24 protein-coding genes and 1 pseudogene are annotated in these 26,751 nt (G+C 60.9%); 16 read left to right on the forward strand and 9 right to left on the reverse strand.

From position 1 onward, the window contains the following. Positions 1-60 precede the first annotated feature (60 nt). Positions 61-975 carry a DNA-binding protein YbiB gene (ybiB, locus tag KKO72_RS15985; RefSeq protein WP_214941000.1) on the forward strand — a complete coding sequence of 305 codons (915 nt, stop codon included), beginning with the start codon at positions 61-63 and terminating at the stop codon, positions 973-975. A 6-nt stretch (positions 976-981) separates the two neighbouring features. On the opposite strand, the gene KKO72_RS21300 is transcribed toward ybiB, so the two are convergent. Then, positions 982-2,724, reverse strand: coding sequence for a methyl-accepting chemotaxis protein (locus KKO72_RS21300; protein ID WP_214941003.1), 1,743 nt, complete (start codon positions 2,722-2,724; stop codon positions 982-984). Positions 2,725-3,023: 299 nt separating this feature from the next. Between KKO72_RS21300 and moaA the strand changes: the two genes are divergently transcribed. The 3 genes from moaA to glp are packed head-to-tail and all read left to right on the forward strand — an operon-like array spanning position 3,024 to position 6,167. Beyond that, complete coding sequence (gene moaA / locus KKO72_RS15995; RefSeq protein WP_214941006.1) at positions 3,024-4,184, forward strand: GTP 3',8-cyclase MoaA; 1,161 nt, start codon at positions 3,024-3,026, stop codon at positions 4,182-4,184. A gap of 13 nt (positions 4,185-4,197) precedes the next feature. Continuing rightward, positions 4,198-4,833 carry a molybdenum cofactor guanylyltransferase MobA gene (gene mobA, locus KKO72_RS16000; protein ID WP_214941009.1) on the forward strand — a complete coding sequence of 212 codons (636 nt, stop codon included), beginning with the start codon at positions 4,198-4,200 and terminating at the stop codon, positions 4,831-4,833. Continuing rightward, the gene (gene glp / locus KKO72_RS16005; protein WP_214941012.1) at positions 4,830-6,167 is read left to right on the forward strand and encodes a gephyrin-like molybdotransferase Glp; all 1,338 of its coding nucleotides are present in this window, start codon (positions 4,830-4,832) and stop codon (positions 6,165-6,167) included. Before mobA ends, glp begins: the two co-directional genes overlap by 4 nt. Positions 6,168-6,235: 68 nt before the next feature. Here glp and KKO72_RS16010 read toward each other — a convergent pair whose 3' ends face one another. Further along, positions 6,236-7,276 carry an NmrA family NAD(P)-binding protein gene (locus KKO72_RS16010; protein ID WP_214941015.1) on the reverse strand — a complete coding sequence of 347 codons (1,041 nt, stop codon included), beginning with the start codon at positions 7,274-7,276 and terminating at the stop codon, positions 6,236-6,238. Between KKO72_RS16010 and KKO72_RS16015 the strand changes: the two genes are divergently transcribed. The 3 genes from KKO72_RS16015 (at position 7,277) to KKO72_RS16025 (ending at position 9,232) form a co-directional block, all read left to right on the forward strand. Continuing rightward, a complete protein-coding gene (locus KKO72_RS16015) occupies positions 7,277-8,101 on the forward strand; it encodes a helix-turn-helix domain-containing protein (RefSeq protein ID WP_214941018.1) in 825 nt (274 codons plus the stop codon). A gap of 183 nt (positions 8,102-8,284) precedes the next feature. Beyond that, entirely contained in the window at positions 8,285-8,692 is a 408-nt protein-coding gene (locus KKO72_RS16020) for an energy transducer TonB (protein ID WP_214941021.1), read from the forward strand. A gap of 96 nt (positions 8,693-8,788) precedes the next feature. Next, a complete protein-coding gene (locus KKO72_RS16025) occupies positions 8,789-9,232 on the forward strand; it encodes a hypothetical protein (RefSeq protein ID WP_251140709.1) in 444 nt (147 codons plus the stop codon). A gap of 51 nt (positions 9,233-9,283) precedes the next feature. On the opposite strand, the gene KKO72_RS16030 is transcribed toward KKO72_RS16025, so the two are convergent. Beyond that, positions 9,284-10,492 carry an NnrS family protein gene (locus tag KKO72_RS16030; protein WP_214941024.1) on the reverse strand — a complete coding sequence of 403 codons (1,209 nt, stop codon included), beginning with the start codon at positions 10,490-10,492 and terminating at the stop codon, positions 9,284-9,286. 206 nt (positions 10,493-10,698) lie between these two features. Here KKO72_RS16030 and KKO72_RS16035 point away from each other — a divergent pair, with 206 nt between their 5' ends. From KKO72_RS16035 to KKO72_RS16065, 7 genes are all read left to right on the forward strand, one after another. Continuing rightward, positions 10,699-11,136, forward strand: coding sequence for a cytochrome c (locus KKO72_RS16035; protein WP_214941027.1), 438 nt, complete (start codon positions 10,699-10,701; stop codon positions 11,134-11,136). Between the two features lie 37 nt (positions 11,137-11,173). Next, positions 11,174-12,619: a cbb3-type cytochrome c oxidase subunit I gene (locus KKO72_RS16040; protein ID WP_214941030.1), complete on the forward strand. Its 1,446-nt coding sequence runs from the start codon at positions 11,174-11,176 to the stop codon at positions 12,617-12,619. After that, positions 12,612-13,400: a CbbQ/NirQ/NorQ/GpvN family protein gene (locus KKO72_RS16045; RefSeq protein ID WP_214941033.1), complete on the forward strand. Its 789-nt coding sequence runs from the start codon at positions 12,612-12,614 to the stop codon at positions 13,398-13,400. Before KKO72_RS16040 ends, KKO72_RS16045 begins: the two co-directional genes overlap by 8 nt. Beyond that, the gene (locus KKO72_RS16050) at positions 13,390-14,388 is read left to right on the forward strand and encodes a 4Fe-4S binding protein (RefSeq protein WP_214941066.1); all 999 of its coding nucleotides are present in this window, start codon (positions 13,390-13,392) and stop codon (positions 14,386-14,388) included. Before KKO72_RS16045 ends, KKO72_RS16050 begins: the two co-directional genes overlap by 11 nt. Beyond that, positions 14,388-16,226, forward strand: a complete 1,839-nt coding sequence (locus tag KKO72_RS16055) for a nitric oxide reductase activation protein NorD (RefSeq protein WP_214941036.1) — start codon at positions 14,388-14,390, stop codon at positions 16,224-16,226. Before KKO72_RS16050 ends, KKO72_RS16055 begins: the two co-directional genes overlap by 1 nt. Positions 16,227-16,309: 83 nt before the next feature. Beyond that, on the forward strand, positions 16,310-17,014 hold the full coding sequence (locus tag KKO72_RS16060) for a Crp/Fnr family transcriptional regulator (protein WP_214941069.1): 705 nt from the start codon (positions 16,310-16,312) through the stop codon (positions 17,012-17,014). A gap of 284 nt (positions 17,015-17,298) precedes the next feature. Then, complete coding sequence (locus tag KKO72_RS16065; protein WP_214941039.1) at positions 17,299-20,205, forward strand: adenosylcobalamin-dependent ribonucleoside-diphosphate reductase; 2,907 nt, start codon at positions 17,299-17,301, stop codon at positions 20,203-20,205. Positions 20,206-20,277: 72 nt separating this feature from the next. Here the strand turns inward: KKO72_RS16065 and KKO72_RS16070 are convergent, their stop codons facing one another. From KKO72_RS16070 to KKO72_RS16090, 5 genes are read right to left on the reverse strand one after another with little or no spacing between them, the layout of a single operon-like run. After that, on the reverse strand, positions 20,278-20,715 hold the full coding sequence (locus KKO72_RS16070) for a universal stress protein (protein WP_214941041.1): 438 nt from the start codon (positions 20,713-20,715) through the stop codon (positions 20,278-20,280). 44 nt (positions 20,716-20,759) lie between these two features. Next, positions 20,760-22,385, reverse strand: coding sequence for an NAD(P)-binding protein (locus tag KKO72_RS16075; protein WP_214941045.1), 1,626 nt, complete (start codon positions 22,383-22,385; stop codon positions 20,760-20,762). 3 nt (positions 22,386-22,388) lie between these two features. After that, positions 22,389-23,393, reverse strand: coding sequence for a thiamine pyrophosphate-dependent enzyme (locus KKO72_RS16080; RefSeq protein ID WP_214941048.1), 1,005 nt, complete (start codon positions 23,391-23,393; stop codon positions 22,389-22,391). Between the two features lie 21 nt (positions 23,394-23,414). Then, positions 23,415-24,668, reverse strand: a complete 1,254-nt coding sequence (locus tag KKO72_RS16085) for a transketolase C-terminal domain-containing protein (protein ID WP_214941051.1) — start codon at positions 24,666-24,668, stop codon at positions 23,415-23,417. Continuing rightward, entirely contained in the window at positions 24,661-25,251 is a 591-nt protein-coding gene (locus tag KKO72_RS16090; protein WP_214941054.1) for a 2-oxoacid:acceptor oxidoreductase family protein, read from the reverse strand. Before KKO72_RS16090 ends, KKO72_RS16085 begins: the two co-directional genes overlap by 8 nt. Positions 25,252-25,400: 149 nt before the next feature. On the opposite strand from KKO72_RS16090, the gene KKO72_RS16095 reads away from it, so the two are divergent. Together KKO72_RS16095 and KKO72_RS16100 are read left to right on the forward strand one after the other, a co-directional pair. After that, a complete protein-coding gene (locus KKO72_RS16095; protein ID WP_371736894.1) occupies positions 25,401-25,973 on the forward strand; it encodes a hemerythrin domain-containing protein in 573 nt (190 codons plus the stop codon). Between the two features lie 103 nt (positions 25,974-26,076). Further along, the gene (locus KKO72_RS16100; RefSeq protein WP_214941057.1) at positions 26,077-26,535 is read left to right on the forward strand and encodes a RidA family protein; all 459 of its coding nucleotides are present in this window, start codon (positions 26,077-26,079) and stop codon (positions 26,533-26,535) included. On the opposite strand, the pseudogene KKO72_RS16105 reads toward KKO72_RS16100, so the two are convergent. Next, positions 26,532-26,751, reverse strand: a pseudogene (locus KKO72_RS16105) (hypothetical protein); the annotation flags it as partial. The gene KKO72_RS16100 and the pseudogene KKO72_RS16105 overlap by 4 nt on opposite strands.

Raw genomic sequence — 26,751 nt, forward strand, 5'->3', positions numbered from 1 at the left:
TAACGTCAGCGGTTGCCGTTAGCCCGTTCGGGCTTGTCATTGCTTTTTTCAAGACCCCCCATGAGCATCACCCACTACATCAAAGACATTGGCCGCGGCAAAGAAGGCGCGCGCGCACTGAACCGCACTCAAGCAAGCGACCTGATGGGCCAGGTGCTGGATGGCACCGTCAGCGACGTGGAACTCGGTGCCTTTGTGCTGGCCATGCGCATCAAGGGTGAAACCCCGCTGGAGATGGCCGGGTTTCTGGACGCGGTGAACCAGCGTTTGCACCACATTCCCAACCACGGTGTGCCCACGGTGGTGCTGCCCAGCTACAACGGTGCGCGCAAGCTACCGGTGCTCACACCCTTGCTGGCGCTGCTGCTGGCGCGCGAAGGCTTGGCGGTGGTGGTGCACGGTTGTGCCACCGAACCTGGCCGTGTTTCCGCACAAAAAGTGCTTGAAGCCCTTGATATAAAAGAGCAGACAGCTATTGAAACTGTAGTAACTGGCCAGGTGCAATGGGTACCGACAGCCTTGCTGCACCCGGGCCTGCAACGCCTGCTGGAAGTGCGCCAGGTGGTCGGCCTGCGCAACAGCGCACACAGCCTGGTCAAGCTGATGAACCCGTGCACGGACGCGGCCGTGGTGGTGGGTTGTTACACCCACCCGGAGTACGCGGTGTCAATGGCGGCCACGCTGGAGCTCACCCAGACCAACGCCTTGCTGCTGCGTGGCACCGAAGGGGAACCGGTGGCCGATGCCCGCCGCTGCCCGGCCATGACTGCCATTTGCCGGGGCCATGCCCGCCAAGTACAAGAGGCGCAAACTGGCGCACTGGCTGCCTTGCCGGACTTGCCCACGCCCGACCCGGTGGCCACGGCGCAATGGATTCAGGCGGTGTTGGCCGGGCAGGTGCCGGTGCCCGAGCCGATCACCCGGCAGGTGGCCCACCTGGTGGCGCTGTGCCACAGCCTCAGAACATCCCCCTGACAGAGCTCAAAAAGTTTCCCACTCGCCATCTTCTGACTTGGCGGGTGCCTTCACTTTGGCAACCGCCTGCTCCAGCAGTTTGGAGGGGGCCGATGGCGGGGCCGGTTTGGCCGTGGTGGCAGGACGTGGAGCGGCCTTGGTACCTGGCAACTTGGCAGCCTGTGCGGGTGACGCCACCGGGTGATGGGGTGCGGCTGGTCCACTGGTGCTGCCATCCAGTCGGAACACCGCCACGGTTTGCACCAGGTCTTGTGCCTGGGACTTGAGGTTGCTCGCCGCCGCCGCCATTTGCTCCACCAAGGCGGCGTTTTGCTGGGTGGTTTTGTCCATGTGGGACACCGCCTCACCCACCTGGTTCACCCCCAGCGACTGTTCCTTGCTGGCGGCGCTGATCTCACCCATGATCTCGGTCACCCGTTTGATCGAGCTGACCACCTCGGTCATGGTCTCACCGGCCTGATCCACCAGCTCGGTACCCTGCTCCACCCGCGTCACGCTGGCACTGATCAGGGTCTTAATTTCCTTGGCAGCCTCGGCACTGCGCCCGGCCAGGCTGCGCACTTCACTCGCCACCACCGCAAAACCCCTGCCTTGTTCACCAGCTCTTGCGGCTTCGACGGCGGCATTCAGTGCCAGGATGTTGGTCTGAAAAGCAATGCCGTCAATCACACTGATGATGTCGCCGATCTTGCGCGAGGCCTCATTGATGCCTTTCATGGTGTCCACCACCTGGGCCACCACCTCGCCACCTTGCGCGGCCACGATGCTGGCATTCAAAGCCAGCTGGTTGGCCTGGTGGGCGCTTTCGGCGTTTTGTTTGACGGTGGAGCCCAGCTCCTCCATCGACGCGGCGGTCTGCTCCAGCGAGCTGGCTTGTTGTTCGGTGCGGGCCGACAAGTCGTTGTTGCCCTGGGCAATCTCGGCACTGGCAATGGCCACCGCCTCCGAGCCCTGGCGTACCCGGCTCACCGTGGTCACCAGGGTTTTGATCATCGTCTCCAGCGCACCGGCCAGGCTGTTGGCATTGGCCGACTCCAGCGAAGGCAGTCGCCTCAAGTCGCCCTCGGCCACCTGTTTGGCCGCTTGCATCGCGTCATTGAGCTCCATACCCAGTTGGCCGGTGATGCTGCGCGACACCAGAATCGCCAACACCACCAGAACCAAACCGCCCAAGGCAGCCGACACGATGCTGATCATGCGTGTGGCCGCTACACCGGCCTCAAACGCCTCGTCGGCTTCGACCGACTCAGCCTGCAAGCTGGCCACCCCTTTGCCCACCAGGTCTTCGTACTTGTCGATCAACTTGTCAATCTGATCATCCACCACCGCCAGCTCACTCACCGGTGCGTCGCGTTGGGCCATCGACACATAACTGTCGGTGTAGAGCTTGCGCAACTCATCCATGACAGCGCGTGCCTCCTTGGCCCATTGCTTTTCCTGGTCGGTGTCGGCCACTTTGGCGTAATAAGTCAGCGCCTCCTCGATGCGGGTGGACATGGCCTGCCACTTCTTGGCGGCATCGTCAAACTGGCGGTTGATGAAGGTGTCCGCAACGATGCGGTAGGCCTGTGCGCCCAGGCCGGTCTCGTACAACAGTCGCCCCGCCTCCTGGTCACGGCGCTGGGACTCGTTTTGCAAGTCATGCAGCTTGCTCAAGCCCAGCCAGTTGATCGCCACCAGAATCAGCATCACCACCACCGACACGGCAATGATCAGGTTCAGGCGTTTGGAGATTTTCCAGGTGTTCATACGATGCTTCCCTGTAACGAAGGGCCCGCATGGGGGCCCATGTGATTTGACACGCGCCGATACTGGCGATGCCGCTCCAGACTATCACACGGCAAAGGTGACGGCCATCCGGCATTCCCCCCGGACTGTGCCTGTTTTGCCGGCTATTGCAAGCCAGCATGCCCAGTCACCCCTGGCTGTCAACGGCCATGTTGGTCGCATATTGATTCCAGCGCGCTCTGCCCTGATCTGGTGTCCATGACAAAATCCGCCTCTTTGCCCTGTTGGCCCACCGCTTGCACTTGCCCAGCCTGCCCCTGATGTCTGCCCCCCACACGCACCGCGTGATCCCTTTGCAAGACCTGCGGCCCCTGACCTGGCCACTGCCAGAAGCCACCCTCAATGGCAAGCTACGCATCAACGCCAATGGCCAACTGGCCGATTTGCGTGGCCGAGCGCTGCGTGACCTGCGCATCAGCGTCACCGACCGCTGCAACTTCCGCTGCAACTACTGCATGCCCAAGGAGATTTTCGACAGCCATTACGCCTACCTGCCGCACTCGGCCCTGCTGTCGTTTGAGGAGATCACCCGCCTGACACGCCAGTTTGTGGCGCACGGTGTGCAAAAGATCCGGCTCACCGGCGGTGAACCGCTGCTGCGCAAGAACCTGGAGCGCCTGATCGAGCAACTCGCCAGCCTGCGCACCCCCGAAGGCGCGTTGCTGGACATCACACTGACCACCAATGGCGCCCTGCTGGCCCGCAAGGCGCAGGTTCTGAAGTTAGCGGGCCTACAGCGCATCACCGTGAGCCTGGACGCACTCGACGATGCGGTGTTTCGCCAGATGAACGAGGTCGACTTCCCGGTGGCCGATGTGCTGGCAGGTATCGACGCTGCCCAGGCGGCAGGGCTGGGGCCGATCAAGATCAACATGGTGGTTAAACGCGGCAGCAACGAGCAGCAGATTTTGCCGATGGCCCGGTATTTCCGCGGCAGCGGCATGGTACTGCGCTTCATCGAGTACATGGATGTGGGCGCCACCAACGGCTGGCGTATGGACGAGGTACTGCCCTCAGTCGAGGTGCTGCGGCTGATCCAGTCCGAACTGCCGCTGGTACCACTGGGTGCCAGCCAGCCTGGCGAAACCGCCGAGCGCTGGGGTTATGCCGACGCTTTGGGGCGCCACGACCCGGCTCTCGGTGAAATTGGTCTGATCAGCAGCGTGACCAAGGCGTTCTGCGGCGACTGCAACCGCGCCCGCCTGTCCACCGAAGGCCAACTCTACCTATGCCTGTTTGCCGAAAAAGGTTACGACCTGCGCCAGCTGCTGCGTGGCGAAGCAAGCGACGCCGATCTGGCCAATGCCATCGGCCACATCTGGCAGGAGCGGCAAGACAACTACTCCGAACAACGCCAAATGCAGGCGCCAGACACGAGCGCACGCACCAAGCGGATCGAGATGAGTTACATCGGCGGCTAACTGTAGAAACCCCATGATTGACGCTTCGGACATCACCGGAATGGTCCTGTCGGGTGGACGCGGCACACGCATGGGTGGTGTGGACAAAGGTTTGCTGCTTTTCAACGGAGTGCCGCTGGCACAACACACGCTCCAGCGCCTGCAAAGCAGTGGGGGTGTTGGCCACATGTTGATCAACGCCAACCGCCATCTGAACACCTACGCCGCCTTTGGGGTTCCGGTGGTGTCGGATGAGCTGGCCGACTTCGCCGGGCCACTGGCGGGTTTTCTGGTCGGGTTGGTGCACTGCAACACCCCCTATTTGCTGACCCTGCCTTGTGACACACCACTTTTCCCGCTGGACCTGAGCAGCCGGCTGGCTGCTGCGCTGGAAACCCATCAAGCCGACATCGCGATGGCCAGCGCACCAGAAGCTGATGACAACGGTCAGCAGTCATTGCGCCCCCAGCCGGTGTTTTGCCTGCTGCGCGCTGAGCTGCGAAATAGCCTGACACACTTCACCCAGACAGGTGGCCGCAAAGTCGGCGCCTGGACCGCGCAGCACCACACCGTGTTGGTGCCGTTTGACCAAGCGGGTGATGATCCGCTGGCCTTTTTTAACGCCAACACCCCAACCGAACTGCAGCAGGTGGAGCGCCACAGCCCATGAACACACTGGACCAGATAACAACCGACCTGGTCGGCTACAACCCGCACAACATGTCTGCCGACAGCGTGACTGCCGTTTTGGCGAAGTTGGTGCAGCCGGTGACCGAGGTGCAGCAGTTGGGTCTGTGCCAGGCGCTTGGGCGGGTACTGGCGGCAGACATCATTTCGCCCATCAGCGTGCCACCGCACAACAACTCGGCCATGGACGGCTACGCTTTTAAAAGCAGCCAGCTCAAGCCCGGAGAGGGCTTGAGCCTGAAGGTTGTAGGAAGCGTGCTGGCCGGTCAGGCCTGGACGGGCAATCTGCAAGCGGGTGAATGCCTGCAGATCATGACCGGCGCCATGATGCCGCCTGGTCTGGACACCGTGGTGCCACAAGAGCTCGTCAGGCGCAACAACACCCACATCAAGCTGCCGCCTGACACCGTCCAACCCGGCGACAACTGCCGCCTGATGGGTGAAGACCTGCAACAAGGCCAACCTGCGCTACACAAAGGTGAGCTACTAACACCCGCTGCAATTGGGCTGGTGGCCAGTTTGGGCTTGCAAAGTGTGCCGGTGTATCGACGCCTGAAGGTGGCCACCTTGTCCACCGGCAACGAAATCCTGAGCCTGGGTGAGCCACCGCGCCCAGGTGCGGTGTACGACAGCAACCGCTACACCCTGTTTGGCCTGCTGACCCGACTCGGGTGTGAGGTGATCGACCTGGGTGTGGTACGCGACGAACCGGCCGCATTACAAGCCGCGTTTGAACAAGCCGCCAGCCAGGCCGACGCCATCATCACCAGCGGCGGCGTCAGTGTGGGTGAAGCCGACCACACCAAACAGACCATGGCCCAGCTCGGTGAGGTGGCCTTCTGGCGTGTCGCGATGCGTCCAGGCCGCCCACTGGCAGTGGGCCGGATCTTCAAAGACAAATTGGCCTCTAGCCCTTTTATCCAAAGGGCTGGCAGCTATGAAAATGGCAGTCGTCCAGCCGACTCAGCCATCCTGTTTGGCCTGCCCGGCAACCCGGTGGCGGCGATGGTGAGTTTTCTGGCCTTTGTGCGCCCTGCCCTGTTGCGTTTGATGGGCTGCACTGCCGCCTCACCTCCGTTGTTGCAAGCCCATGCCAGCGAAGTTTTCCCCAAAAAACCCGGCCGCACCGAGTACCAGCGCGGCATCGTCAGCACTGCGGCCGACGGCACATTGCAGGTCATAACCACCGGCAACCAGGGCTCGGGTGTGCTCAGCTCCATGGCCCGCGCCAACGGCCTGATCGTGCTGGACCACGACCAGGGCACGGTCCAGGTTGGTGAGCTGGTCAAGGTGATGATGTTTGACGGGGTGATGTGAGGCCAGGTCCTGGCCTATCGTTGCTCAAGGACAACCCACAAGGGTGGCGAGATCAGCCGCAAGCAGGTTCATGGCGCTTGGCGCAAGTCCAGTTCATCCCTTGCGCACCACATTGGAAATGTTTCGGGCAGCTGTCCATCGGCCACCGCCTCCAGATATCGCGGTTTCCAAACGTCTCTGATGACCGCCTCCATGCTGGTGGGCAGCGGGGGACGGACATCATGGTCACCATGGAAACGCACCACGCCATGGTTCAAGGCGTCAGATGTCAGACTGTCATCAAGCCAATGTTCCGGCGTCCCAAATCTCTTAAGATACTCAGCTTGGACATCAGTGCGCGTTCTGTCGATGAAACGATAGTCCACCGGTCGACCAATCTCCGCACCGATGATCGCAGCCACCTCAAGCATCGTGAGGTCCTGCGATCCGACCTCCCGGATGACGCGGTGCTCGCCTGTCGGATGGCTCAATTCCTTCGCGGCAAGATCAGCGATGTCGTCAGTGGCCACCCATGGCATCTTGAGATCTGGCTCACAGGACCACGCGATCCGGCCATACTTGGCGACTGAGCCGGTCCAAGCCAAGGTGTTTTCCATGAACCAGGCAGCACGCAGATGCACCAGGTCGATGTTGCTCAACTCGTTCAGCTTGTGATCCAGGTGATAAAAGCTTTCAAAATGGCCGGTCTTGCCCTTCACATCCGACCCCATGGCGGACAAGCTAACAGCCAGCCTGACCGGCGAATTGCGAAGCGCATCGACAAAACGCTGAGCAACCACCGGATAGTGCCCTTCAATGTTGTTCCAGTCGGTCTTGACCATCAGGAATGCGGCATCAGCATCCTGAAAGAATGTGTCGAGTTGTCCCGCGCCTGTGTCGAAGCTGCCTAAAAACGGCTCTGCTCCGATCTCGACCAGTGCGTCGAGGGCTGGACCGCCCCGAGATAGGGCTCTTACCTGGTGCCCGGCACCCAGCAGGGTCCGGGTGAGTTTCGCACCGATTCTTCCGGTTGCGCCAACGACAGCAATTCGCATCAAAGTCTCCATCAAGGTGTTGAAACCACCGACGATAGCGATTTGCAGCCATTCTGAATTTGAAGATAATGCCATATGATCTCCAAATCGGGCCAATCTGCAAAAAAGCCGCGTTCCTGTGACGTCAACTTTGATTCAGACCGTTCGGATCGCCCGGCGATCGCCTTGCGTCTGGACTTCAGCGACTACGACGCCGAGGGGCCGCTGCACCAGCATCGGCAGGGACAGCTTGTCCTGGCCTTGCACGGGGCCGTTACCTGCACAACCGCACACGGCCTCTGGATTGTCCCGCTGGGCTGCGGGGTCTGGATTCCGGGCGGCGTGCCGCATAGCAACCAGGTGACGTCCAACGCACGCCTGTCCTACCTGTTCGTCGAACCCGGCGCAGCGGCGATGCCGCAGGAATGCTGTGCACTGTCGGTGTCGCCAATGCTGCGCGAGATGATCCTTCGCTTGGCAGATCTACCGGACAGCTATGCGCCCGACAATCACGTTGGCCGCCTCGTGCGGGTCTTGCTGGACGAACTGACAATGATGCCCAAAGACGGGTTGGCGCTACCCGTGTCCAAACACCCCAAGATCGCGCTTATCGCCACTACGCTGACTGCAGATCCTGGTGATCGACGTACGCTTGGGGAATGGGCCACGCACATCGCCATGAGTGAGCGATCCTTGAAGCGGTTGATGGTTCAGGAAACGGGGCTGAGCTTCGGCCGATGGCGGCGGCAGCTGCATCTGGTCATCGCGCTGCGCGAACTCGCCAGCGGCGCGACGGTCCAGAGGGTGTCGAGCGACCTGGGATACGAGTCTGTCACCGCCTTCATCGTGATGTTCAAGAAGGCGCTCGGTACAACGCCAACGCACTACTTCGCAACCAGAAGATCACGACATGTGAGCTAAGCGGTGTCACTGGACACCATCACTGTGCCGATTCGGCCCCAGTAGGCTGCCATCGCGGTTTTTTGGATTTCTGACCGGCGGCTGCCGACCCAAAGTCGAAATCCGCTAAACCGGCGGTGCCCAATCCCGGCTCACGTCCGGCGGCAGGTAATATCCTGGCGTACTAAATTGGAAGAGTCCCTTATGCCTACTTTCATAAAACCACTTCTTAGCCTGGCCACCGCGCTCAGCTTGACGGGCCTCTCGTGCCCTGCGGCAGCTGCAGAATCTGCCGGGCCAGCCTGGCCAACCGCAGTGGTCAAGTTTGAGGATCTTCGCCCGCTCACCCACTTCAAACTCCAGGTTCCTGGCCTGGTGGCTAAGGGACGGGTCACGGGTCCGGCCATCCTGCAGGCCCACATCAATGCCGAAGGTACGGTGGCCAAAACGGCGCTGCTGGCGTCTTGCGGGAACCCCGATCTGGACGAAGCGTCCTTACACGCCATGCGTGCCATGCAGTTCCAGCCCTACACACTTGACGGCGCGCCAATCGAGGTGACCCTGGTTGTACCCATCCATGTGCCAGCCCGACTCGGCAGGTCACCGCGTTAGGCAGATGAATTCACTGGGCCATGACACCCAAGCAGCAAGCTTGACTCGGCGGTCAGGGTCGTCGTGAGCCTATCGACCACAGAAGGAAGTTTTTTTATGAAGATCAACACCGACTCACATCCCACTTTCACCACACGGCGTGCTCAAGCCGCCGCAGCAACAAACACCCAGCCCACATCGTTTTCATCCGTGCTGGCAGCCGCAACGGCGGAAGCCCCCAGCGTCAAACAAGCAGATTTCACCAGCATGACGCGCCAAGACCTGTTTGACTGGATGAATGGGCAAATCCGCAGCGGCAACATGTCTCTCGACGAGAGTTCGGCTTTTCTAGGGATGACCATGAAGGTCTCGGTGGCGACGGGTCAGCCTGTGGACATGGCCACAGACAGCACACGCATCAACTTCATGGAAAAAGCCCGCGCTGGGATTGAGGGCGCCTTGTCTCGCAACGATCCAGATCTGGCCAAGCGATTGCAGCTGGCCCTCGCCAACATGCAAAAGCATCTAGGCCCAACCAATCGTGCGGACACCAGGGCATAGGCCATCTGGCCCTGAAACCGCCCTGCGCAATCTCCGCAGTCTCACCTCAGCTCAACCATCCTTCCCATCCAGCCGCGTGGCCATCAGCCAGGGTGTGAAAACCCACAGATACAGCCCAAACGCCAGGCTCCAGGCCGTGGCGGCCAGCATCAGCAGCAGGCTGTAGTGCTGGATCAGCAGGCTTGAGGCCAGCACACGACACACGGTGGCCAGCATCACCAGCACATACATGGCCACCTCGAGTTTGGAGGCCATGATGGGCCGCCCGGTATGGCCACGTGCAGTGCGTGTCACCATGCCAATGATCAGGCCACCGGTGGCGCCGAGCCCCAGGGCATGCACCCCGGCAGACACCGGCAACCAGCCCAGTTGCGCCAGTGCCAGCAAACCCAGGGCCAGCGCGATCCAGGCGTAGGACAAGTGCAAGATCCACAGAATCGGGCGATTCAGGGTCACGCCCGGGCGCCAGCCCCACAGCCGCAGCGCCTGAGCCACACCCGCCAGCGCCAGCACCACGGCACTGACGCCGTTGGCAGGCAGCAGCACCCACGCCGCCAGGCCAGCCGCCGTCAGCGCCAGTGTCACCCGTTCACGCAGGGGTGAGGCTTCCAGCTTCAGGCCCGGCGTCACCGTCATGGTGAACATCGGCACCACCCGCCCGGCAATCACGGTTTCGATCACCGTGATCAACGCCAGCGCGGCGTACAGGGTGGTCATTGGATTGATGTCCAGCACACCCAGGGCCGCCAGATAGAACAAGCCGTTGGCAGTGGCCAGCAGCAGCAAAACCAGCGCCAGTGGCATGTTGCGGTAGTTTTTGGCACGCCACAACAAGCTGGCAAAAATCAGCGCAACCAGCGGCAACAGGGCCACATCCAGCACCGCATAAACCAGTGCTGAACCGAAAAGCGAGGCCAGCCGTGCGGCCAGCCACAGTAGCACCAGCGCACCCAGCAGCGGGCCACGCGGGGTGTCCAAGCCGGTCCAGTTTTTGCCAGCCGTCATCAAAAAACCGACGACGACCGCTGCCGCAAAACCAAACAACATCTCGTGGGCATGCCACAACAAGGGGGACACCGCCGGGGTGAACGACAGCTTGCCCAAAAACAACAACAGCCACAGCGGCACCATCAACGCCGCCACCAGCGCACCCCCCAGGTAAAACGGACGGAATCCGAGGCGCAGCAACGGCCAGCCTGTGGGTGGTGGTGTGGCCGGTTGGCCGGTGGAAAAGATGGGTAGGGAAACTGTCTTGCTCATGGCGTGTGGATGCCGGTGGCACCGGGTGGGTCGTTCAATCAAAGCCCATTATGGGAAAGCCCTGGTGCGCTGTCCTTGAACTATTTCAAGAAGCCATGCTGTCAACATAAAAAACATGATTCGCATCAATTCTTGAAGTGGTTCAAGGACACAACTGCGGGCGCCCCCTAACCTCCGGCTGTCACTTTTTTTAGGAGCGTTCCAGCATGAGTCAACCCAAAGCCAGCGGCTTTACCAAGCAGATGGCCCGCAACATGTTTTATGGCGGGTCGGTGTTTTTTATCTTTGTGTTTGCCGCGTTGATCTTCGACAGCGAGCGCAAGATTCCCCAGCGTTCCAACGCCCAGGCGCTCACCGAGCAGGTGGTGCGTGGCAAACAACTCTGGGAGACACGCAACTGCATTGGCTGCCACACCTTGCTGGGTGAAGGCGCCTACTTTGCGCCCGAGCTCGGCAATGTCTACAAGCGTCGCGGGCCGGACTTCATCAAAGCTTGGATCGCCTCGCAACCCACCCACATTGAGGGGCGCCGGCAAATGCCGCAGTTCAACTTCACACCCGAACAGTTGGACGACATCACCGAATTCCTGCGCTGGACGGGCGAGATCAACACCGAAAAATGGCCACCGAACATTGAAGGCTGAAACGTGAAGCAGAACAGAACACTTTAGGACCCCTCACATGAAAGCTATCACACTCAAATACAAGTCGCAGGGCGTCGCCAAGTACTACTTCATTGCGGCACTGGTGCTGTTCACTGCCCAGATCATTTTTGGCATCACCCTCGGGCTGCAGTACGTCATTGGCGATCTGGCCTTTCCGTACATCCCGTTCAACCAGGCACGTATGGTGCACACCAACCTGCTGATCGTCTGGCTGCTGTTTGGTTTTATGGGCTCGGCCTATTACCTGGTGCCCGAAGAGTCCGAGACCGAGCTCTACAGCCCCAAACTGGCGATGGTCCTGTTCTGGGTTTTCCTGGTGGCCGGTGCGCTGACCATCGTGGGTTACCTGGCGGTGCCCTATGCCAAGCTGGCCGAGCTGACGGGTAACGAGCTGCTCAAAACCATGGGGCGCGAGTTTCTGGAGCAGCCCTTGCCCACCAAAGTGGGCATTGTGGTGGTCTGCCTGGCCTTTTTGTTCAACATCACCATGACCGTGCTCAAGGGCCGCAAGACCAGCATCTCGCTGGTGCTGCTGATGGGCTTGTGGGGACTGGCGCTGATGTTCCTGTTCAGCTTTGTCAATCCCGACAACCTGGTGCGCGACAAGATGTATTGGTGGTTTGTGGTGCACCTGTGGGTCGAAGGCACCTGGGAGCTGATTCTGGGCGCGCTGCTGGCTTTTGTGCTGGTCAAGACCACCGGTGTGGACCGTGAGGTGATCGACAAATGGCTCTACGTGATCATTGCCATGGCGCTGATCACCGGCATTCTGGGCACCGGCCACCACTTCTTCTTCATCGGTATGCCGGGTTACTGGCAGTGGGTGGGCAGCATCTTCTCAGCCATGGAACCGATTCCGTTTTTCATGATGACGGTGTTTGCCTTCAACATGGTGCAGCGCCGCCGCCGCGACCACGTCAACCAGGCCGCCTTGTTGTGGGCGATGGGCTGCTCGGTGGTGGGTTTCCTCGGTGCTGGCCTGTGGGGCTTCATGCACACCCTGAGCGCGATCAACTACTACACCCACGGCAGCCAGATCACGGCGGCCCACGGCCACCTGGCGTTTTACGGTGCGTATGTGCTGGTGGTGATTGCGATGATCAGTTATGCCATGCCGACGCTGCGCGGTTTTGAAGCCAACAACCGCCGCGCCCAGGCCTTTGAGATGTGGTCGTTCTGGATCATGACCATCAGCATGGGTCTGATGGTGCTGGCCCTGACCGGTGCCGGCATCCTGCAGGTCTGGTTGCAACGCATGCCCACCGACGGCAGCGCCATGCCCTTCATGGCCACCCAAGAGCAGCTGCGTTTCTTCTACTGGCTACGTGTGGCAGGTGGTGTGGGCTTCCTAGCGGGTTTGTTGACCTACCTGTACAGCTTTTTTGCGGCACCCGGCAGCCAGGACCGCGAGGAACAAAGCAGCACCGGCCTGTTCCAACTGAGGCCACAACAGCGTGTCTGAGATCCCGTTTTACGCCCAGCAGGGCAACGAGTGTGGGCTGTTTGAACACGCCTGGCGCCAGCAGCTGCCGCTGCTGATCAAAGGGCCCACAGGCTGTGGCAAGACCCGCTTTGTCGAGCACATGGCAGCCCGGCTGCAGCGCCCGCTGGTCACCGTGTCTTGCCATGACGATTTGAGTGCGGCCGACCTGGTGGGCCGATTCCTGATCGGCAATGGCAGCACCCAGTGGTCGGACGGGCCGCTGGCACGCGCGGTGCGCCTGGGCGCGATCTGTTATCTGGACGAGGTGGTGGAAGCGCGCAAGGACACCACGGTGGTCTTGCACCCGCTGGCCGACGACCGGCGCATCCTGCCGATCGAGCGCACCGGTGAACAACTGCAGGCGCCGCACGAATTCATGTTGGTGATCTCCTACAACCCGGGTTACCAGAACCTGCTCAAGGGTCTGAAACCCAGCACACGCCAACGTTTTGTGGCGCTGAGCCTGGGTTACCCCAATGCCGAGGTGGAGCTGTCCATCGTCCAGAAGGAGACCGGCCTGCCTCAAGCCCAAGCACGGCAACTGGTGCAACTGGCCAAGGCCCTGCGCAGCCTGAGCGACCAGGACTTGGAAGAAACCGCGAGCACCCGGCTGCTGGTGTCGGCCGGGCGGCTGGTGGTCAGTGGCCTGTCGATGCGCCAAGCCTGCCATGCGGCCATTGTGGACGCCCTCACCGACGACAAGGACACGGCGCAAGCACTCGACGAGGTGATGCTGGCCTTGTTTGGTGATGCTACCTGACCGGTCCCGCCCCGCTGCCGCGCTGGCCAAGCCGGTGACGTCGGCCCGCACCGGACTGGGTCGGGAGGACTGGCGACGCATGACCCAAACCGGCTTTTTCCTGCTGTTTCTGCTGGCGCCCGCGCTGAACCTGCTGCGTTTTGACCTGACTGAGGCACAACTCTGGTTTCTGGGTTTGCGCTGGTCGCTGGGCATCGACGCGCTGGCGCGCGGGGAGATCAATGCGACCACCGCTGCGCTACAACTGTTGTTGCGCGCTTTCCTTCCTGCAATTGGGCTGGTGGTTATTTTTATCACTATCGCCTACCGCTACGGGCGCGTGTACTGCGGCTGGTTGTGCCCGCATTTTTCGATGGTGGAGATGCTCAACGGCCTGCTGCAACGCGCCTGCGGCAAGCTCAGCCTGTGGGACAAAAGCCCCACACCCCGCGCGGGCCAGCGGCCCAACACCCGTTGGTGGCCGCTGTTTGGCCTGAGCTGTGTACTGGTGGGTTTTGTCTGGGCCATCACCTTGCTGACCTATCTGTTACCACCCGCTGTGATCTGGGGCAATCTGGTGCACGGCAGCCTGACACCCAACCAGCTGCGTTTTCTGGGCGTGGGAACGTCGTTGATCAGCCTGGAGCTGGCCTTTGCCCGCCATCTGTTTTGCCGTTTTGGCTGCGCCGTGGGCTATTTCCAAAGCCTGGCCTGGATGGCCAACCCTAAAGGCATGGTAGTGGCCTTTGAGCGCGAGCGCGCCAAAGAGTGCAAAACTTGTGATGCGCCACGAGGTAGCGCCTGCGATAACGCCTGCCCGATGCGGCTGAACCCGCGCAACATCAAACGCATGATGTTCTCGTGTGTGCAATGTGGCCAATGCCTGGATGCCTGTGAAACCTCCCAAGGCGATCAGCAACGCAGCCCCACGCTGGAATGGCGTATTGGCGCGGACGCACTGCGCGAAACCCTGCGCCAGCGCACCCCAACCCGCCAAGAGGCGCCCTGATGGAAGAAATGGTCGGTCAATGGTGGCACCAGGCCATCACCCGACTGGCCCGGGTGGAGCACCCCGAGGCCGCGGTGTCTTTGGCGCAGATGCAAAAGTCGATCGGTATCCTGTTTCGCAGCGCAGGTGGTGGCCCGGCCACACGCCTGACCCAGGCCAGCGAACAGGTCGTAGGTGGTCAACGCGGCTGGTTACAACGCCTGTCTGGCAGCGGCCAACGGGCAGCCTTAGCCCAGTGGGAGCCCGATGTGTTGGCCCTGCCGAGCCAACTGGCAGTGTTTGAGACAGCAGCCCTGAACCGCGACCTTTACCTGTGGCTGGCCCTGTTATCGGCTTTTTTTGAGGACACCCAGGACTGGCTGGGTGACAACCTTCGGGCCACCCAAATGGCCTTGAGCGCTTTTCCAGGCTTCGCCGTCCGCTATGATTTTTTACTGAAAGCCCATCTGGCGCAGCGCCCGGACCCGACCACCCTGCGTGGCCCGGCCCACCTAGCCGAAGAGCAGATGCAAGCCCGTTTACGCAACTGGATACCCCCCCACCCGACCTTGGTGATTGGCCCGCAGGACGTGGCCCCGGTCTGGCTCTGGCTCAGCGCGCAGGGTTCAGCCCAAGGTGCACAAACACCCCGCACACAAACCCCTGCAACACCACCATCGAGTGCTGCAGGCACCGATGCCGGGAAACAACGCCGACGCACCCGCCGCGCCGAGGAGCAGGACAAACGCCAGGCGCTGGTACTGCCGTTTCACAGCGGCGGCCTGATGACCTGGAGTGAACACGTCAAGGTCAACCGGGGCACGGATGACGAGGACGACGGCAACGCGCTGACCGCCGCCAACGACATGGACGCACTGACCATCGCCCCGGACGGCCAGACCCTGGCCAGCCGGGTCAGATTTGACCTGGACCTGCCGAGTGCCAGTGCCGACGATGTGCCGCTGGGGCCGGGCTTGCCACTGCCCGAGTGGGATTACCGCAAAAGCGCCCTGCTGCCCGGGCACTGTGTGGTGCAGGTGATGCAGGCCCGCCAGGCACCAGCTTTTGTGCCCAGCCCTGCCCTCAAACTCACCGCCCGGCGCATCCGGCGCAAGCTCGAAACCCTGCGCGACGCACCCCGGCCCCAACACGGCCAGGACAGCGGTGACGACATCGCCCTGGACGCCTGGGTGCGTTTTAACGCCGACCTGCAAGGCGCGGGTGGACTGCATACCGATTCACCACCGATCTACACCCGCCGGGTGTTGAGCGAACGCAGCCTGGCCACGCTGCTGATGGCCGATCTGTCACTCTCCACCGACGCCTACGCCACGCCCACCGAACGGGTGATTGATGTGATCCGCGACGCCTTATACGTGTTTGGCGAGGCGCTGAGTGCGGTGGATGACCCGTTTGCGGTCTGGGGCTTCAGCTCGGTGCGGCGCAACCACGTGCGCCTGCAACACCTCAAAGCCTTTGACGAACCCTGGAACGATGCCTGCCGTGCCCGGGTTGGCGCGATCCGCCCGGGATACTACACCCGCATGGGTGCTGCGGTGCGCCACGCCACGCAGCAACTGGCTGGCCGGGGTGAACAGCGCCGCCTGCTGATGCTGCTGACCGACGGCAAACCCAATGACCTGGATGTGTACGAAGGCCGCTACGGCCTGGAAGACACACGCCAAGCCATTCGCGAGGCGCAGGCACTGGGCCTGTCGACCTTCTGCGTCACCATTGATGAGAAGGCGCACGACTACCTGCCCATGCTGTTTGGCCAGCAAGGTTACGCGCTGGTGCACCGGCCACACGATCTGGTCAAACAACTCACCCAAGCATGGGCAAACCTGTCGCGCCGCTGATGCATCACAGTGGTATGGTGGCAAGCCCAATGATGGACCCACAAGCGGCAGCGCCCGATGTGACTGCCCGAGACAAACACCTTATGAAAAACAACAACGCCACTTTTGACATCCAGCGTTACCTGGCGGTCATGCCGCTGTTCAGCGACCTGTCCAACGAAGAACGTGCCCGCCTGTCTGAGGGTTGCCAGCTCAAGCGTTTCTCCCGCGGTGAGATGGTGTTTCGCACCGGTGACCCGTGTGACGCCTTTTATGTGGTGGTGGTCGGCCAAGTCAAGCTGTTCATGCTGGCACCCAGCGGCCAGGAAAAAGTGATCGAAATTGTGGGCCCGGGCCAGAGTTTTGCCGAGGCTATTGTGTTTTTGGACATCCCGTACATGATCAATGTGCAGTCGCTGGCCGACAGCCTGCTGCTCAGCGTGGGCAAACAGGCGGTGTTCAAGGAAATCGAGCAGGACCACCGCTTTTCGCTGCACATGCTGGCGGGCATCTCCAAGCGCCTGCATGGCCTGGTGCACGATGTGGAAGGTTATGCGCTGCGCAGCGGCATGCAGCGCCTGATCGGTTTTTTGCTACGGGATGTAGAGCAAGATGGCCAGATACAGTCTGGGGTTGTGACCGTTTCCTTGCCTGTCAGCAAAGCCACCATCGCATCCCGGTTGTCGCTCACCCCCGAGTATTTCTCGCGGGTCCTGCACGAGCTGGAGGCCGAGCACCTGATCGAGATCGACAAACGCGAGATCCGCATCCTGGACGTGCGGCGCCTGGCCAGCTACGGCTCGCAATAAGCGGTCAGTTGCGCTGGTAACGGGACTACAACCCGAGGGTTTGTCCTCAAATCTCCACACAAGGATTTAGTCAGGCTCAATCGCCAATCACTTGGATTGTGCAAAAAATCACTGTTTCAGCCACAAATCGACCCCAAATTAGAACACCATAGGTGGTAAGATTTCGCCCCGAGAACACTACATGTAGTGTCCGGAGCCGGTTTTGACACTCAGGCTGCTTGTTCAAGAAGCCCCTGAACCTCAATCAAACCCTTTATTTCGCGCTCACTTTTTAGGATCAATTCATGGCACTGCACACCCCAGAGCAAGCTCATACCGCCCTGTCACTCCCGCCCCAGCCCATCAGCGAAGAAGTGCTGATCGAGAAATACAGCAAAGGTGATGAACGCAGCATTGCCGACGTCAACCTGCGGGTGGCGCGCGCTTTGGCCAGCGTGGAGCAGCCTGAGCAGCAAAAACTCTGGGAAGGCAAGTTTCTGGAGGCATTACAAGCCGGTTTCCTGCCCGCAGGCCGCATTCAGTCGGCCGCTGGCACCACCTTGTCGGCCACGCTGATCAATTGTTTTGTGCAACCCGTGGGTGACTCGATAGCCCATGTGGAAGATGGCCACCCCGGCATCTACACCGCCCTGACCGAAGCTGCTGAGACCATGCGCCGCGGTGGCGGTGTGGGTTATGACTTCTCACGCATCCGCCCGCGTGGCGCCTGGGTGGGCAGCACCCAAAGCAGCGCCTCCGGCCCGGTGAGTTACATGCGGGTGTTTGACCGCTCATGTGAAACCGTGGAGTCCGCCGGTGCACGCCGTGGCGCCCAGATGGGTGTGCTGCGCTGCGACCACCCGGACATCGAAGAATTCATCCACGCAAAAGACAAAGGCGACCTGAAAAACTTCAACATTTCGGTCGGTGTCACCGACGAATTCATGCAGGCCGTGCAGGCCGATGGCGACTTCACGCTGGTGCACCGGGCCGAACCGGGTGTGCCCCAAAAAGAAGGTGGCGCTTACCAAAACAAGGACACCGGCATCTGGGTCTACCGCAAACTCAAAGCCCGCACCCTGTGGGACCAGATCATGCGCTCCACCTACGACCATGCCGAACCCGGCGTGTTGTTTTTGGACCAGATCAACCGCGACAACAACCTGTCGTATTGCGAAACCATTGCCAGCACCAACCCCTGTGCTGAGCAGCCGCTGCCGCCTTATGGCTGCTGCTGCCTGGGCTCGATTGACCTGACACGTTTTGTGCGCAAACCGTTCACCGGCAAAGCCAGCTTTGATGAAGCCGGTTTTGCGGCCGTGGCCCGCGTGGCTGTGCGTATGCTCGACAACGTGTTGGAGGCCACCGTCTGGCCCCTGCCCCAGCAACAACACGAAGCCGCCAGCAAACGCCGCGTGGGCCTGGGTTTCACCGGTCTGGGCGACACCCTGGTGATGTTGAACCTGCGTTACGACACCCAGCAAGCACGCGACATGGCACAACGCATCTCGATCCTGATGCGCGACACCGCTTACGAAGCATCTGCCGATCTGGCACAAGAGCGCGGTGCCTTCCCTCTGTTTAATGCCGACCTGTTCTTGAGCGGCCAGACCTTTGCCTCGCGTCTGCCAGCCAGCCTGAAAGACCGCATCCGCAAGACTGGCCTGCGCAACTCGCACCTGCTGTCGATTGCCCCCACCGGCACCATCAGCCTGGCATTTGCCGACAACGCCAGCAATGGCATCGAGCCCGCCTTCAGCTGGACCTATACCCGCAAAAAACGCATGCCCGACGGCAGCTTCAAGGAATACGCGGTGGAAGACCACGCCTGGCGCCTGTTCCGCCACCTCAAGGGCGAGGACACACCACTGACCCCGGCCTTTGTCACCGCGCTGGAGATGAGCGCTCAAGCCCACGAGGAAATGGTGGCTGCGGTGGCACCGTACATCGACACCGCGATCTCCAAAACCGTCAACGTGCCCGCCGACTACCCCTACGAAGACTTCCAGGACCTGTACACCGCGGCCTGGAAATCGGGCCTCAAGGGTCTGGCCACCTACCGGCCCAACAGTGTGCTGGGCTCGGTGCTGAGTGTCACCCCCAGTGCGCCCGCCGTGACCAAGCCTTTACAAATCGACAGCGCCAACCACCGTCTGGCGCTGGACCGCCTGCCCGCACCGGTGCTCTCCAGCCTGCGCTGGCCTGGTCGCCCGCAGTTGCCGGGCGGCAACTCGGCCTGGACCTTCATGGTGCACCACCCGTTTGGTGACTTTGCGCTGTTCATTGGTGAACTCTCGCCCGAAGAAGGTGGCGCACCGCAGCCGTTTGAAGTCTGGATCAATGGCTCTGACCAACCCCGTGGCCTGGGTGCTCTGGCCAAAACCCTGTCGATGGACCTGCGCGCCAACGACCCGGCCTGGTTACAACTCAAGCTCGACGCCCTGGCCACGGTGAGTGAAGAACACACCTTCGACATGCCTTTCCCGCCCCATGGCGAAAAACGCATGTTCCCGGGTGTGGTGGCCGCCACCGCTGCAGTGATCCGCTGGCGTTGCGAGCAACTGGCGGCCAACGCCAAGTTGCGTACCAGCGAAGCTAAACCCGCCTACACCCCGGTGATTGATGCGATGTTCAGCCGGGGTGAACCCCAAACCGGCACCTCTGGCACCCTGGCCTGGTCGGTCGACGTCGAGAACCCGGCCACCAGCGAAGCCTTCACGGTGACCTTGAAAGAAGTGAACCTGCCCAGCCCAGACGGTGGTGTGGTGACACGCCCCTGTGCGGTCGGTTTCAGCGGCAACTACCCCAAAGCCATGGATGGCTTGGCGCGTCTGCTCTCCTTGGACATGCGGGTGATTGACCCGGCCTGGATTGGCATGAAACTGCGCAAGTTGTTGAACTACGCAGAACCCCTGGGGCACTTCATGGCCTTTGTGCCGGGCCTGCCCAACAACGAGCGCCGCCAGCAAGTGTGGCCCTCTACCGTGGCCTACATCGCCCGCCTGATCATTCACCGCTACGCGATGCTGGGCATCCTCAACGAGGAAGGTTTCCCGCTGCGCGACATGGGTGTGCTCGATACACCAGAAACCAAGGAAGCCAGCCACACCATGGCCGGCAAACCTTGCCCCGAGTGTGGCAACGCCACCGTCATCCACAAAGATGGCTGTGATTTCTGCACCGCTTGCGGCTACGTGGGTCAGTGCGGTTAAGCTGATAACAACAAAGGGCCCTTGAGGCCCTTTGTCTGCAAGAAAAACAGCCCCTTTTGGGGCTGTTTTCTTTTAGTCGCGCATCACCAGCACCGGCAGTTTGGTGTGAGACAAAACGGCCTGGGCCACGCTGCCAAGCACCAGCTTCTCAAACCCGCTGCGGCCATGCGATCCCATCACGATCAGGTCAGCCTTGAGTGACTGGCCCGCTTCGACAATGCCGCGCCAGGCGGTATGGGCCTCAATGACCGAGGTGTCCACCTTCACACCGGAGGCGGCCAGGCTTTCCTTGGCTGCATGCACGGCGGCATTGGCCTCGGCGGTCGCGGCACTCAGATACTCGGCCTGTCCGTAGGCAAAGTCGGTACCCACCCCGGTGAACGGGTACGGGTCAATGACGTAGATGACCGTCACCGTGCTGTCAAAGGCTTTGGCCAGTTCGGTGGCCTTGCCAACCGCCACTTGGGAGGTGCTTGAACCATCCACGGGAACCAGAATGTGCTTGAACATGAAATACTCCTTCTCAAAATCGGCTCATGTCATTGTGCGTCAATTCAGACCTCCTCCGGCACCATTTTGATAGCACCGCAGGGGCACTCTGACACACAAATGCCGCAGCCCTTGCAGTAGTCGTAATTGAATTCGAAGCCTTTGCCCGGGCCCAGTTTGACCACCGCGTTATCGGGGCAAACACCGTAGCAGTTGTCACACTCAAAGCAGTTGCCACAGGACAGGCAGCGCCGGGCTTCAAACAGGGCATTGGTTTCATCCAACCCACCTTGCACCTCCTCAAAGGTGGACTGCCGGCGGATGATGTCGAGCACCGGGCGCACCGTCTTGGGGGCGTCGCTGTAGTACCAGGTGTTGAGCTTGTCATAAGTGGCCACGCTGTGTTTAGGCGGTGCCACATAGGTCTCACCCTTGAGCCAGGCGTCGATGTTGCGCGCGGCTTTTTTGCCGTGGCCAATGGCCACCGTGACATTGCGCTCAGCGGGCACCATGTCGCCCCCGGCAAAAATGCCGGCGTGGCCGGTCATCATATGTGGATTGACCTGCACCACACCGTCCTGCACCACCAGACCCGGCACTTTCTCGATCAGCGACAGATCCACGTCCTGTCCCAGCGCCAGCACCACCGAGTCGGCTTCCAGGGTCTCGAACTCGCCCGTGGGTTGCGGAAAACCCTTGTCGTCGAGCACCATTTTTTCGACCGTGATGGAGGCGTCCCCAGCCTGTTTGATGGTGGAGAGCCACTTGATCAGAACCCCTTCCTGCAGCGCTTCCTCGACCTCAAAATCGTGTGCGGGCATTTTTTCGCGGTTGCGCCGGTAAACGATGATGGACTCGGTGGCACCCAGCCGTTTGGCGGTGCGCGCCACGTCGATGGCGGTGTTGCCACCGCCGTAGATCACCACTTTGCGGCCCAGCAGCGGTTTATCTTCCCCCTCCATCGATCGCAGCACCGACACCGCATCGAGCACATGGGCCGAGTCGCCGGCCGGGATGTAGGCGCGTTTGGCGATGTGGGCGCCCACCGCCAGAAACACCGCGTCAAAACCGCCGTCTTGTTTGGCCTGCAACACGTCAGTGACCTTGGTGTTGTACTGGATGGTCACGCCCAGATCCACCACCCGCTGAACTTCGTCGTCGAGCACCTGGCGCGGCAGACGGTACTGCGGAATACCAAAACGCATCATGCCGCCCGGCAAGGGACCGGCCTCAAACACCGTGACCGCATGGCCTAGGCGTGCCAGATGGTAGGCAGCGGACAGGCCCGATGGCCCGGCGCCCACCACCAGTACTTTCTTGCCACTGGCCGCCGCTGGTGCGGCAAATTTCCAGCCCTGGGCAATCGCCTGGTCACCCAGGAAATGCTCCACCGAGTTGATGCCCACGGCCGCGTCGAGCTGGCCGCGGTTGCAGGCCCCCTCGCAGGTGTGGTAACAGACCCGGCCCATGATGGCCGGAAACGGGTTGTCTTCGACCAAGGTGCGCCAAGCGGCCTCGTAATTGCCCGACTCAGCATGGAACAGCCAGGCCTGGATGTTTTCACCCGCCGGGCACTCGTGGCTGCACGGGGGGATGCGGTTCAGATAAACCGGGCGCGAGGTGCGCCAGGAACCGGTGTGGTTGGCCAGCGAACTGCCGACGTCCAGCGTGATGGCAAAGGGTTTTTGCATGATTTACCTCAGCTCATTGGTTTCCAACAGGCCAAAACGGCGGATATTGCGGTCAGCCCGCGCCTGCAAACGGGCCAGTGTGGCCACGTCCGGGTGTTTGCCAAACAGATGGGCAAAACGTTTTTGCGGTTGCAAATAGTCTTCCACCGGCACTTGGCGGCGGATCTTGGCCACGCCGGTGACTTCACCACGTTCCGCCTCAAACACTGGAAACACACCACTCTCCACCGCCAGCCGGGCGAGTTTGATGGTGTCGTGTGAGGCTGCCCCCCAGCCCAGCGGACAGGGCACAAAAATGTGGATGTAGCGCGCGCCATGGATCGACATCGCCTTGGTGACCTTGTATTCCAGGTCACGCAGATCCGCCACGGTGGCTGTTGCCACATAGGGAATCTCATGCGCCATGGCAATTTGTGGCACGTTTTTGCCTTGGCCAAAGTCGTTGCCCGGGTGCTCACCAATCGCCATGGTGGTGGCGGTACGCGCCGCCGGTGGTGTGGCGCTGCTGCGTTGCACCCCGGTGTTCATGTAGGCCTCGTTGTCATAACAGATGTAGAGCACATCGTCGTTGCGTTCAAACATGCCTGACAGACAGCCAAAACCGATGTCGGTGGTGCCGCCGTCCCCACCCTGCGCCACCACCCGCACATCGCTGCGGCCTTTGGCTTTCATCGCAGCGGCAATGCCGGTGGCCACCGCTGCGGCATTGCCAAACAGCGAGTGGATCCAAGGCATCTGCCAGGAGGTTTCCGGGTAGGGGGTGGAAAACACCTCGAGGCAGCCGGTGGCATTGGCCGCAATCAGCTGCCCCTTGGTGGCCGCCATGGCGGCGTCGATGGCGTAGCGGGCGCCCAGCGCCTCACCACAACCCTGGCAGGCGCGGTGGCCTGAATTGAGCGAATTGCTGCGCTGCACATTGGCCTGCACACTGCGCTGCTCCGCCGACAGCAGTCGGTTGCCCACGGTAAAGGTGCCGGTCTGGTAGAACTTGACCTGTGTTTGTTCCATGATCTTGCCTTCTTGGAGGTTTCAGGACAGACGGGTGTGGACCGTACCCAGGTCACGCAGCACACCCTCGGCCACCGGGCCAGAGCGCCGGTGGGCTTTTTCGCGGTCCAGCACGCGGTTGACCACCGCCCAGTCCAGATCCAGAAAAGTGAGCAGATCAAGCTTGTCCGACATGGCCTGCAGCAACAATTTATTCACAGAATCCTTGGTGATGGCGCGCCCACCCAGCCCCGCCACCACGGTGTAGACCGGCTGCGGGCGGTTGCGCACCGCGCTGCGTACATCGCGCGACACAATGCCACCCACCCCCACGGCAAAACACTTCTCAATGACCACCACACGCTCGGCCCGCACCGTGGCATCGCGGATGGCCGAGATCGGGAACGGCCGGTACGAGGTGATGCCTAGTACACCGACCTTGTGCCCCTGGGCGCGTAAATCGTCCACGGTGTCCTTGATGGTGCCCAGCACCGAACCCAGCGCAATCACGATGGTGTCGGCGTCTTCTGTTTGGTAGGTCTTGATCAAGCCACCCGAATCACGCCCAAAGATTGCTTTGAATTCTGTAGCAACCTGTGGAATCAGATCAAGGGCTTGCATCTGTTTGGCATGGGCCAGGTAACGCACCTCGGTGAAGGCTTCGGGCCCGACCATCGCGCCAATCGTGACCGGGTCGCTGGGGTCCAGCACCTGGCGTGGCTCATAAGGCGGCAAAAATTTGTCCACCTGCGCCTGGTCCGGCATGTCGACCCGCTCATAAGCGTGGGTCAGGATAAAACCATCCATACACACCATCACCGGCAAAGAGAGTTCCTCGGCAATGCGAAACGCCTGGATGTGCAGGTCCAGCGCCTCCTGGTTGGTCTCGGCAAACAGCTGCAACCAGCCGGCGTCGCGCATGCTCATGCTGTCGGTGTGGTCGTTCCAGATGTTGATCGGCGCGCCGATGGCGCGGTTGGCCACCGTCATCACAATCGGCAGCCCCAAGCCCGAGGCGTTGTAGACCGCCTCGGCCATGAACAGCAGGCCCTGGCTGGCGGTCGCGGTGTAGGAACGCGCCCCGGCAGCCGAGGAGCCAATCGCCACACTGAGTGCAGCAAATTCAGACTCGACGTTGATGAACTCACAGCCCTTGAGCTCACCAGATTTCACCAGCTCACCCAGCCCTTCAACGATGTGGGTTTGCGGGGAAATCGGGTAGGCGCAGATCACTTCCGGGCGGCTCAGTGCCACCGCCTGCGCCACGGCATGGGAGCCTTCACATTGTTCAAGCATCTTGTGTCTCCTTGACCTGTTGTTGCTGCAGCATCACGCTCTCAAACGCCTCTTTGGCAGCGGCCTGGTTGCCCTTGGCCACAACACCAGAAAACTTCTGGTCAATCGCCTTGAGCACCGCATCCAGCGAGATCAGGCCACACAGGGCGGCAAACGCCCCGAGCAAAGGCACATTGGGCAGCGGACGGCCCACATGTTTCACCGCCAGCTCACTCGCAGGCACCAGCAACAGGCGCTCAGGGCGAAACCCTTTGACGAACTCCTCCAGCCCCATTTCGTTGAAACTGCGGGTGGTGTTGATCAAGATATAACCGTCCGTCTTGAGGCCACCAAACACATCCACCTGATGTAACAAGGTGGGGTCTTGGATGATGATGGCATCGGGCTGCATGATGGGTTCACGCAAGCGGATCTCCTTGTCATCCATCCGGCAGAACGCCACCACTGGAGCGCCGGTACGCTCCGAACCAAAACTGGGGAAAGCCTGTGCATGGCGTCCGCCCAGAAAGGCTGCGATCGACAACATCTCGGCACCGGTGACCACCCCTTGGCCGCCACGGCCATGGATACGAACCTGAAACATGAGTTGCTCCTCAAATATGCTTTTTGGCCAACCAATCTCGGTTGGTTTTTTGCACAACGCAATTTAGATTCGTATAGCAAAATTTGTATTGATGCACATCAAAGACAACTGACAAGCGACTTGTCAGGCCAGAACCTCCCATTCGTGTGATGTGGGTCAAATCTCCTCAAGCGCATGTGTTTATGCTCGCGGCTTCGTTGAAAAAAGGAATCGGTATGGCAGAGTTGCGGTGGTCGGAGAGTTTTGAGATGGGTGTGCCGGTAATGGATCAGACCCATGAGGAATTTATCGATTTGCTGGCGCAAGTTGTGCAGGCAAACGATGCGCAATTGATGGCGCTTTGGACCGCCCTGGTTGAACACACCGAGAGCCACTTTGCACGCGAAGATCGCTGGATGAAAGACACCGGTTTTTCCGCCAACAACTGTCACACAGTCCACCACCAGATGGTTCTCAGGGTGCTGCGTGATGGGAAAAAGCGCGGTGATGCCGGTGAGCTGGCCGTGGTGCGGCAGATGGCTGACGAGTTGGTTATTTGGTTCTCGCAACATGCCAACACCATGGATGCGGCGCTGGCGCAGCACTTGCGACATGTCGGCTACGACGAAACCACCGGCCAGGTGCGTCTGACCGACGCCTTGCCCACCAGCGCCATTGAAGGCTGCCACGGCTCCAACTGCTCGCCGGACGATGGAGTGCAGGCTAAACTGGAAACCGCATGAGCGCGGCCAAACGCGTTCATTGGCCCCTTTAGCGCTTTTTTTTGCAGCATCCAGCCCTTAATCCAAGAGGGCTAGCGGCATATTTTTCACACACAGGACCATCATGAGCATTTACGACAAACTCGCTGAACTCAACATCACCCTGCCTGCGGTTGCTGTGCCCGCTGCGGCCTATGTGCCCTTTGTGCAGACCGGCAATCTGGTCTTTCTAAGTGGTCACATTGCCAAAAAAGACGGCAAAGTCTGGGTTGGTCAACTTGGCAAAAACATCAGCACCGAAGAAGGCAAACTGGCAGCACGCGCCATTGCCATCGATTTGCTGGGCACCTTGCACGCGGCGGTGGGTGACCTCAACCGTATCAAACGCATCGTCAAGCTGATGTCCCTGGTCAATTCCACTGGCGATTTCACCGAACAACATCTGGTGACCAATGGCGCCAGCGAGTTGATCGGCCAGGTGTTTGGTGCTGAAAAAGGGGCCCATGCCCGCAGCGCCTTTGGTGTGGCGCAGATCCCGATGGGCGCCTGTGTCGAGATCGAATTGATCGCCGAACTGGCTTAAAAACTCTCCCAATCCGAATCCGCCCCAGCCGCCGCCTTGGCAGGCGCCGGGGTGTTGCTCAGTGCGGGCTTGGTCGCAGTGGCCTGGCTGGCTGGCGCTTTGACGGAGCCGCCCAGCTTCTTGGGTGTTTGCGCTGCTGCTGCCTTGTGCCCCAGCGACTGCGCACGTGGTGTGATGTCGCGTGGCGGGCGTTGGGCCATGGACAGTGCCTGGCCA

Origin of the sequence: Rhodoferax sp. U11-2br, from assembly GCF_018619435.1 — a bacterium.
In the GTDB taxonomy this organism is placed as follows: domain Bacteria; phylum Pseudomonadota; class Gammaproteobacteria; order Burkholderiales; family Burkholderiaceae_C; genus Rhodoferax.

What these genes read in the sequence shown, in the direction of transcription:
- ybiB (WP_214941000.1), top strand. Translation starts at nt 61, where the DNA reads ATGAGCATCACCCACTACATCAAAGACATTGGCCGCGGCAAAGAAGGC.
- KKO72_RS21300 (WP_214941003.1), bottom strand. Translation starts at nt 2,724, where the DNA reads ATGAACACCTGGAAAATCTCCAAACGCCTGAACCTGATCATTGCCGTG.
- moaA (WP_214941006.1), top strand. Translation starts at nt 3,024, where the DNA reads ATGTCTGCCCCCCACACGCACCGCGTGATCCCTTTGCAAGACCTGCGG.
- mobA (WP_214941009.1), top strand. Translation starts at nt 4,198, where the DNA reads ATGATTGACGCTTCGGACATCACCGGAATGGTCCTGTCGGGTGGACGC.
- glp (WP_214941012.1), top strand. Translation starts at nt 4,830, where the DNA reads ATGAACACACTGGACCAGATAACAACCGACCTGGTCGGCTACAACCCG.
- KKO72_RS16010 (WP_214941015.1), bottom strand. Translation starts at nt 7,276, where the DNA reads ATGGCATTATCTTCAAATTCAGAATGGCTGCAAATCGCTATCGTCGGT.
- KKO72_RS16015 (WP_214941018.1), top strand. Translation starts at nt 7,277, where the DNA reads ATGATCTCCAAATCGGGCCAATCTGCAAAAAAGCCGCGTTCCTGTGAC.
- KKO72_RS16020 (WP_214941021.1), top strand. Translation starts at nt 8,285, where the DNA reads ATGCCTACTTTCATAAAACCACTTCTTAGCCTGGCCACCGCGCTCAGC.
- KKO72_RS16025 (WP_251140709.1), top strand. Translation starts at nt 8,789, where the DNA reads ATGAAGATCAACACCGACTCACATCCCACTTTCACCACACGGCGTGCT.
- KKO72_RS16030 (WP_214941024.1), bottom strand. Translation starts at nt 10,492, where the DNA reads ATGAGCAAGACAGTTTCCCTACCCATCTTTTCCACCGGCCAACCGGCC.
- KKO72_RS16035 (WP_214941027.1), top strand. Translation starts at nt 10,699, where the DNA reads ATGAGTCAACCCAAAGCCAGCGGCTTTACCAAGCAGATGGCCCGCAAC.
- KKO72_RS16040 (WP_214941030.1), top strand. Translation starts at nt 11,174, where the DNA reads ATGAAAGCTATCACACTCAAATACAAGTCGCAGGGCGTCGCCAAGTAC.
- KKO72_RS16050 (WP_214941066.1), top strand. Translation starts at nt 13,390, where the DNA reads ATGCTACCTGACCGGTCCCGCCCCGCTGCCGCGCTGGCCAAGCCGGTG.
- KKO72_RS16055 (WP_214941036.1), top strand. Translation starts at nt 14,388, where the DNA reads ATGGAAGAAATGGTCGGTCAATGGTGGCACCAGGCCATCACCCGACTG.
- KKO72_RS16060 (WP_214941069.1), top strand. Translation starts at nt 16,310, where the DNA reads ATGAAAAACAACAACGCCACTTTTGACATCCAGCGTTACCTGGCGGTC.
- KKO72_RS16065 (WP_214941039.1), top strand. Translation starts at nt 17,299, where the DNA reads ATGGCACTGCACACCCCAGAGCAAGCTCATACCGCCCTGTCACTCCCG.
- KKO72_RS16070 (WP_214941041.1), bottom strand. Translation starts at nt 20,715, where the DNA reads ATGTTCAAGCACATTCTGGTTCCCGTGGATGGTTCAAGCACCTCCCAA.
- KKO72_RS16075 (WP_214941045.1), bottom strand. Translation starts at nt 22,385, where the DNA reads ATGCAAAAACCCTTTGCCATCACGCTGGACGTCGGCAGTTCGCTGGCC.
- KKO72_RS16080 (WP_214941048.1), bottom strand. Translation starts at nt 23,393, where the DNA reads ATGGAACAAACACAGGTCAAGTTCTACCAGACCGGCACCTTTACCGTG.
- KKO72_RS16085 (WP_214941051.1), bottom strand. Translation starts at nt 24,668, where the DNA reads ATGCTTGAACAATGTGAAGGCTCCCATGCCGTGGCGCAGGCGGTGGCA.
- KKO72_RS16090 (WP_214941054.1), bottom strand. Translation starts at nt 25,251, where the DNA reads ATGTTTCAGGTTCGTATCCATGGCCGTGGCGGCCAAGGGGTGGTCACC.
- KKO72_RS16095 (WP_371736894.1), top strand. Translation starts at nt 25,401, where the DNA reads ATGTGGGTCAAATCTCCTCAAGCGCATGTGTTTATGCTCGCGGCTTCG.
- KKO72_RS16100 (WP_214941057.1), top strand. Translation starts at nt 26,077, where the DNA reads ATGAGCATTTACGACAAACTCGCTGAACTCAACATCACCCTGCCTGCG.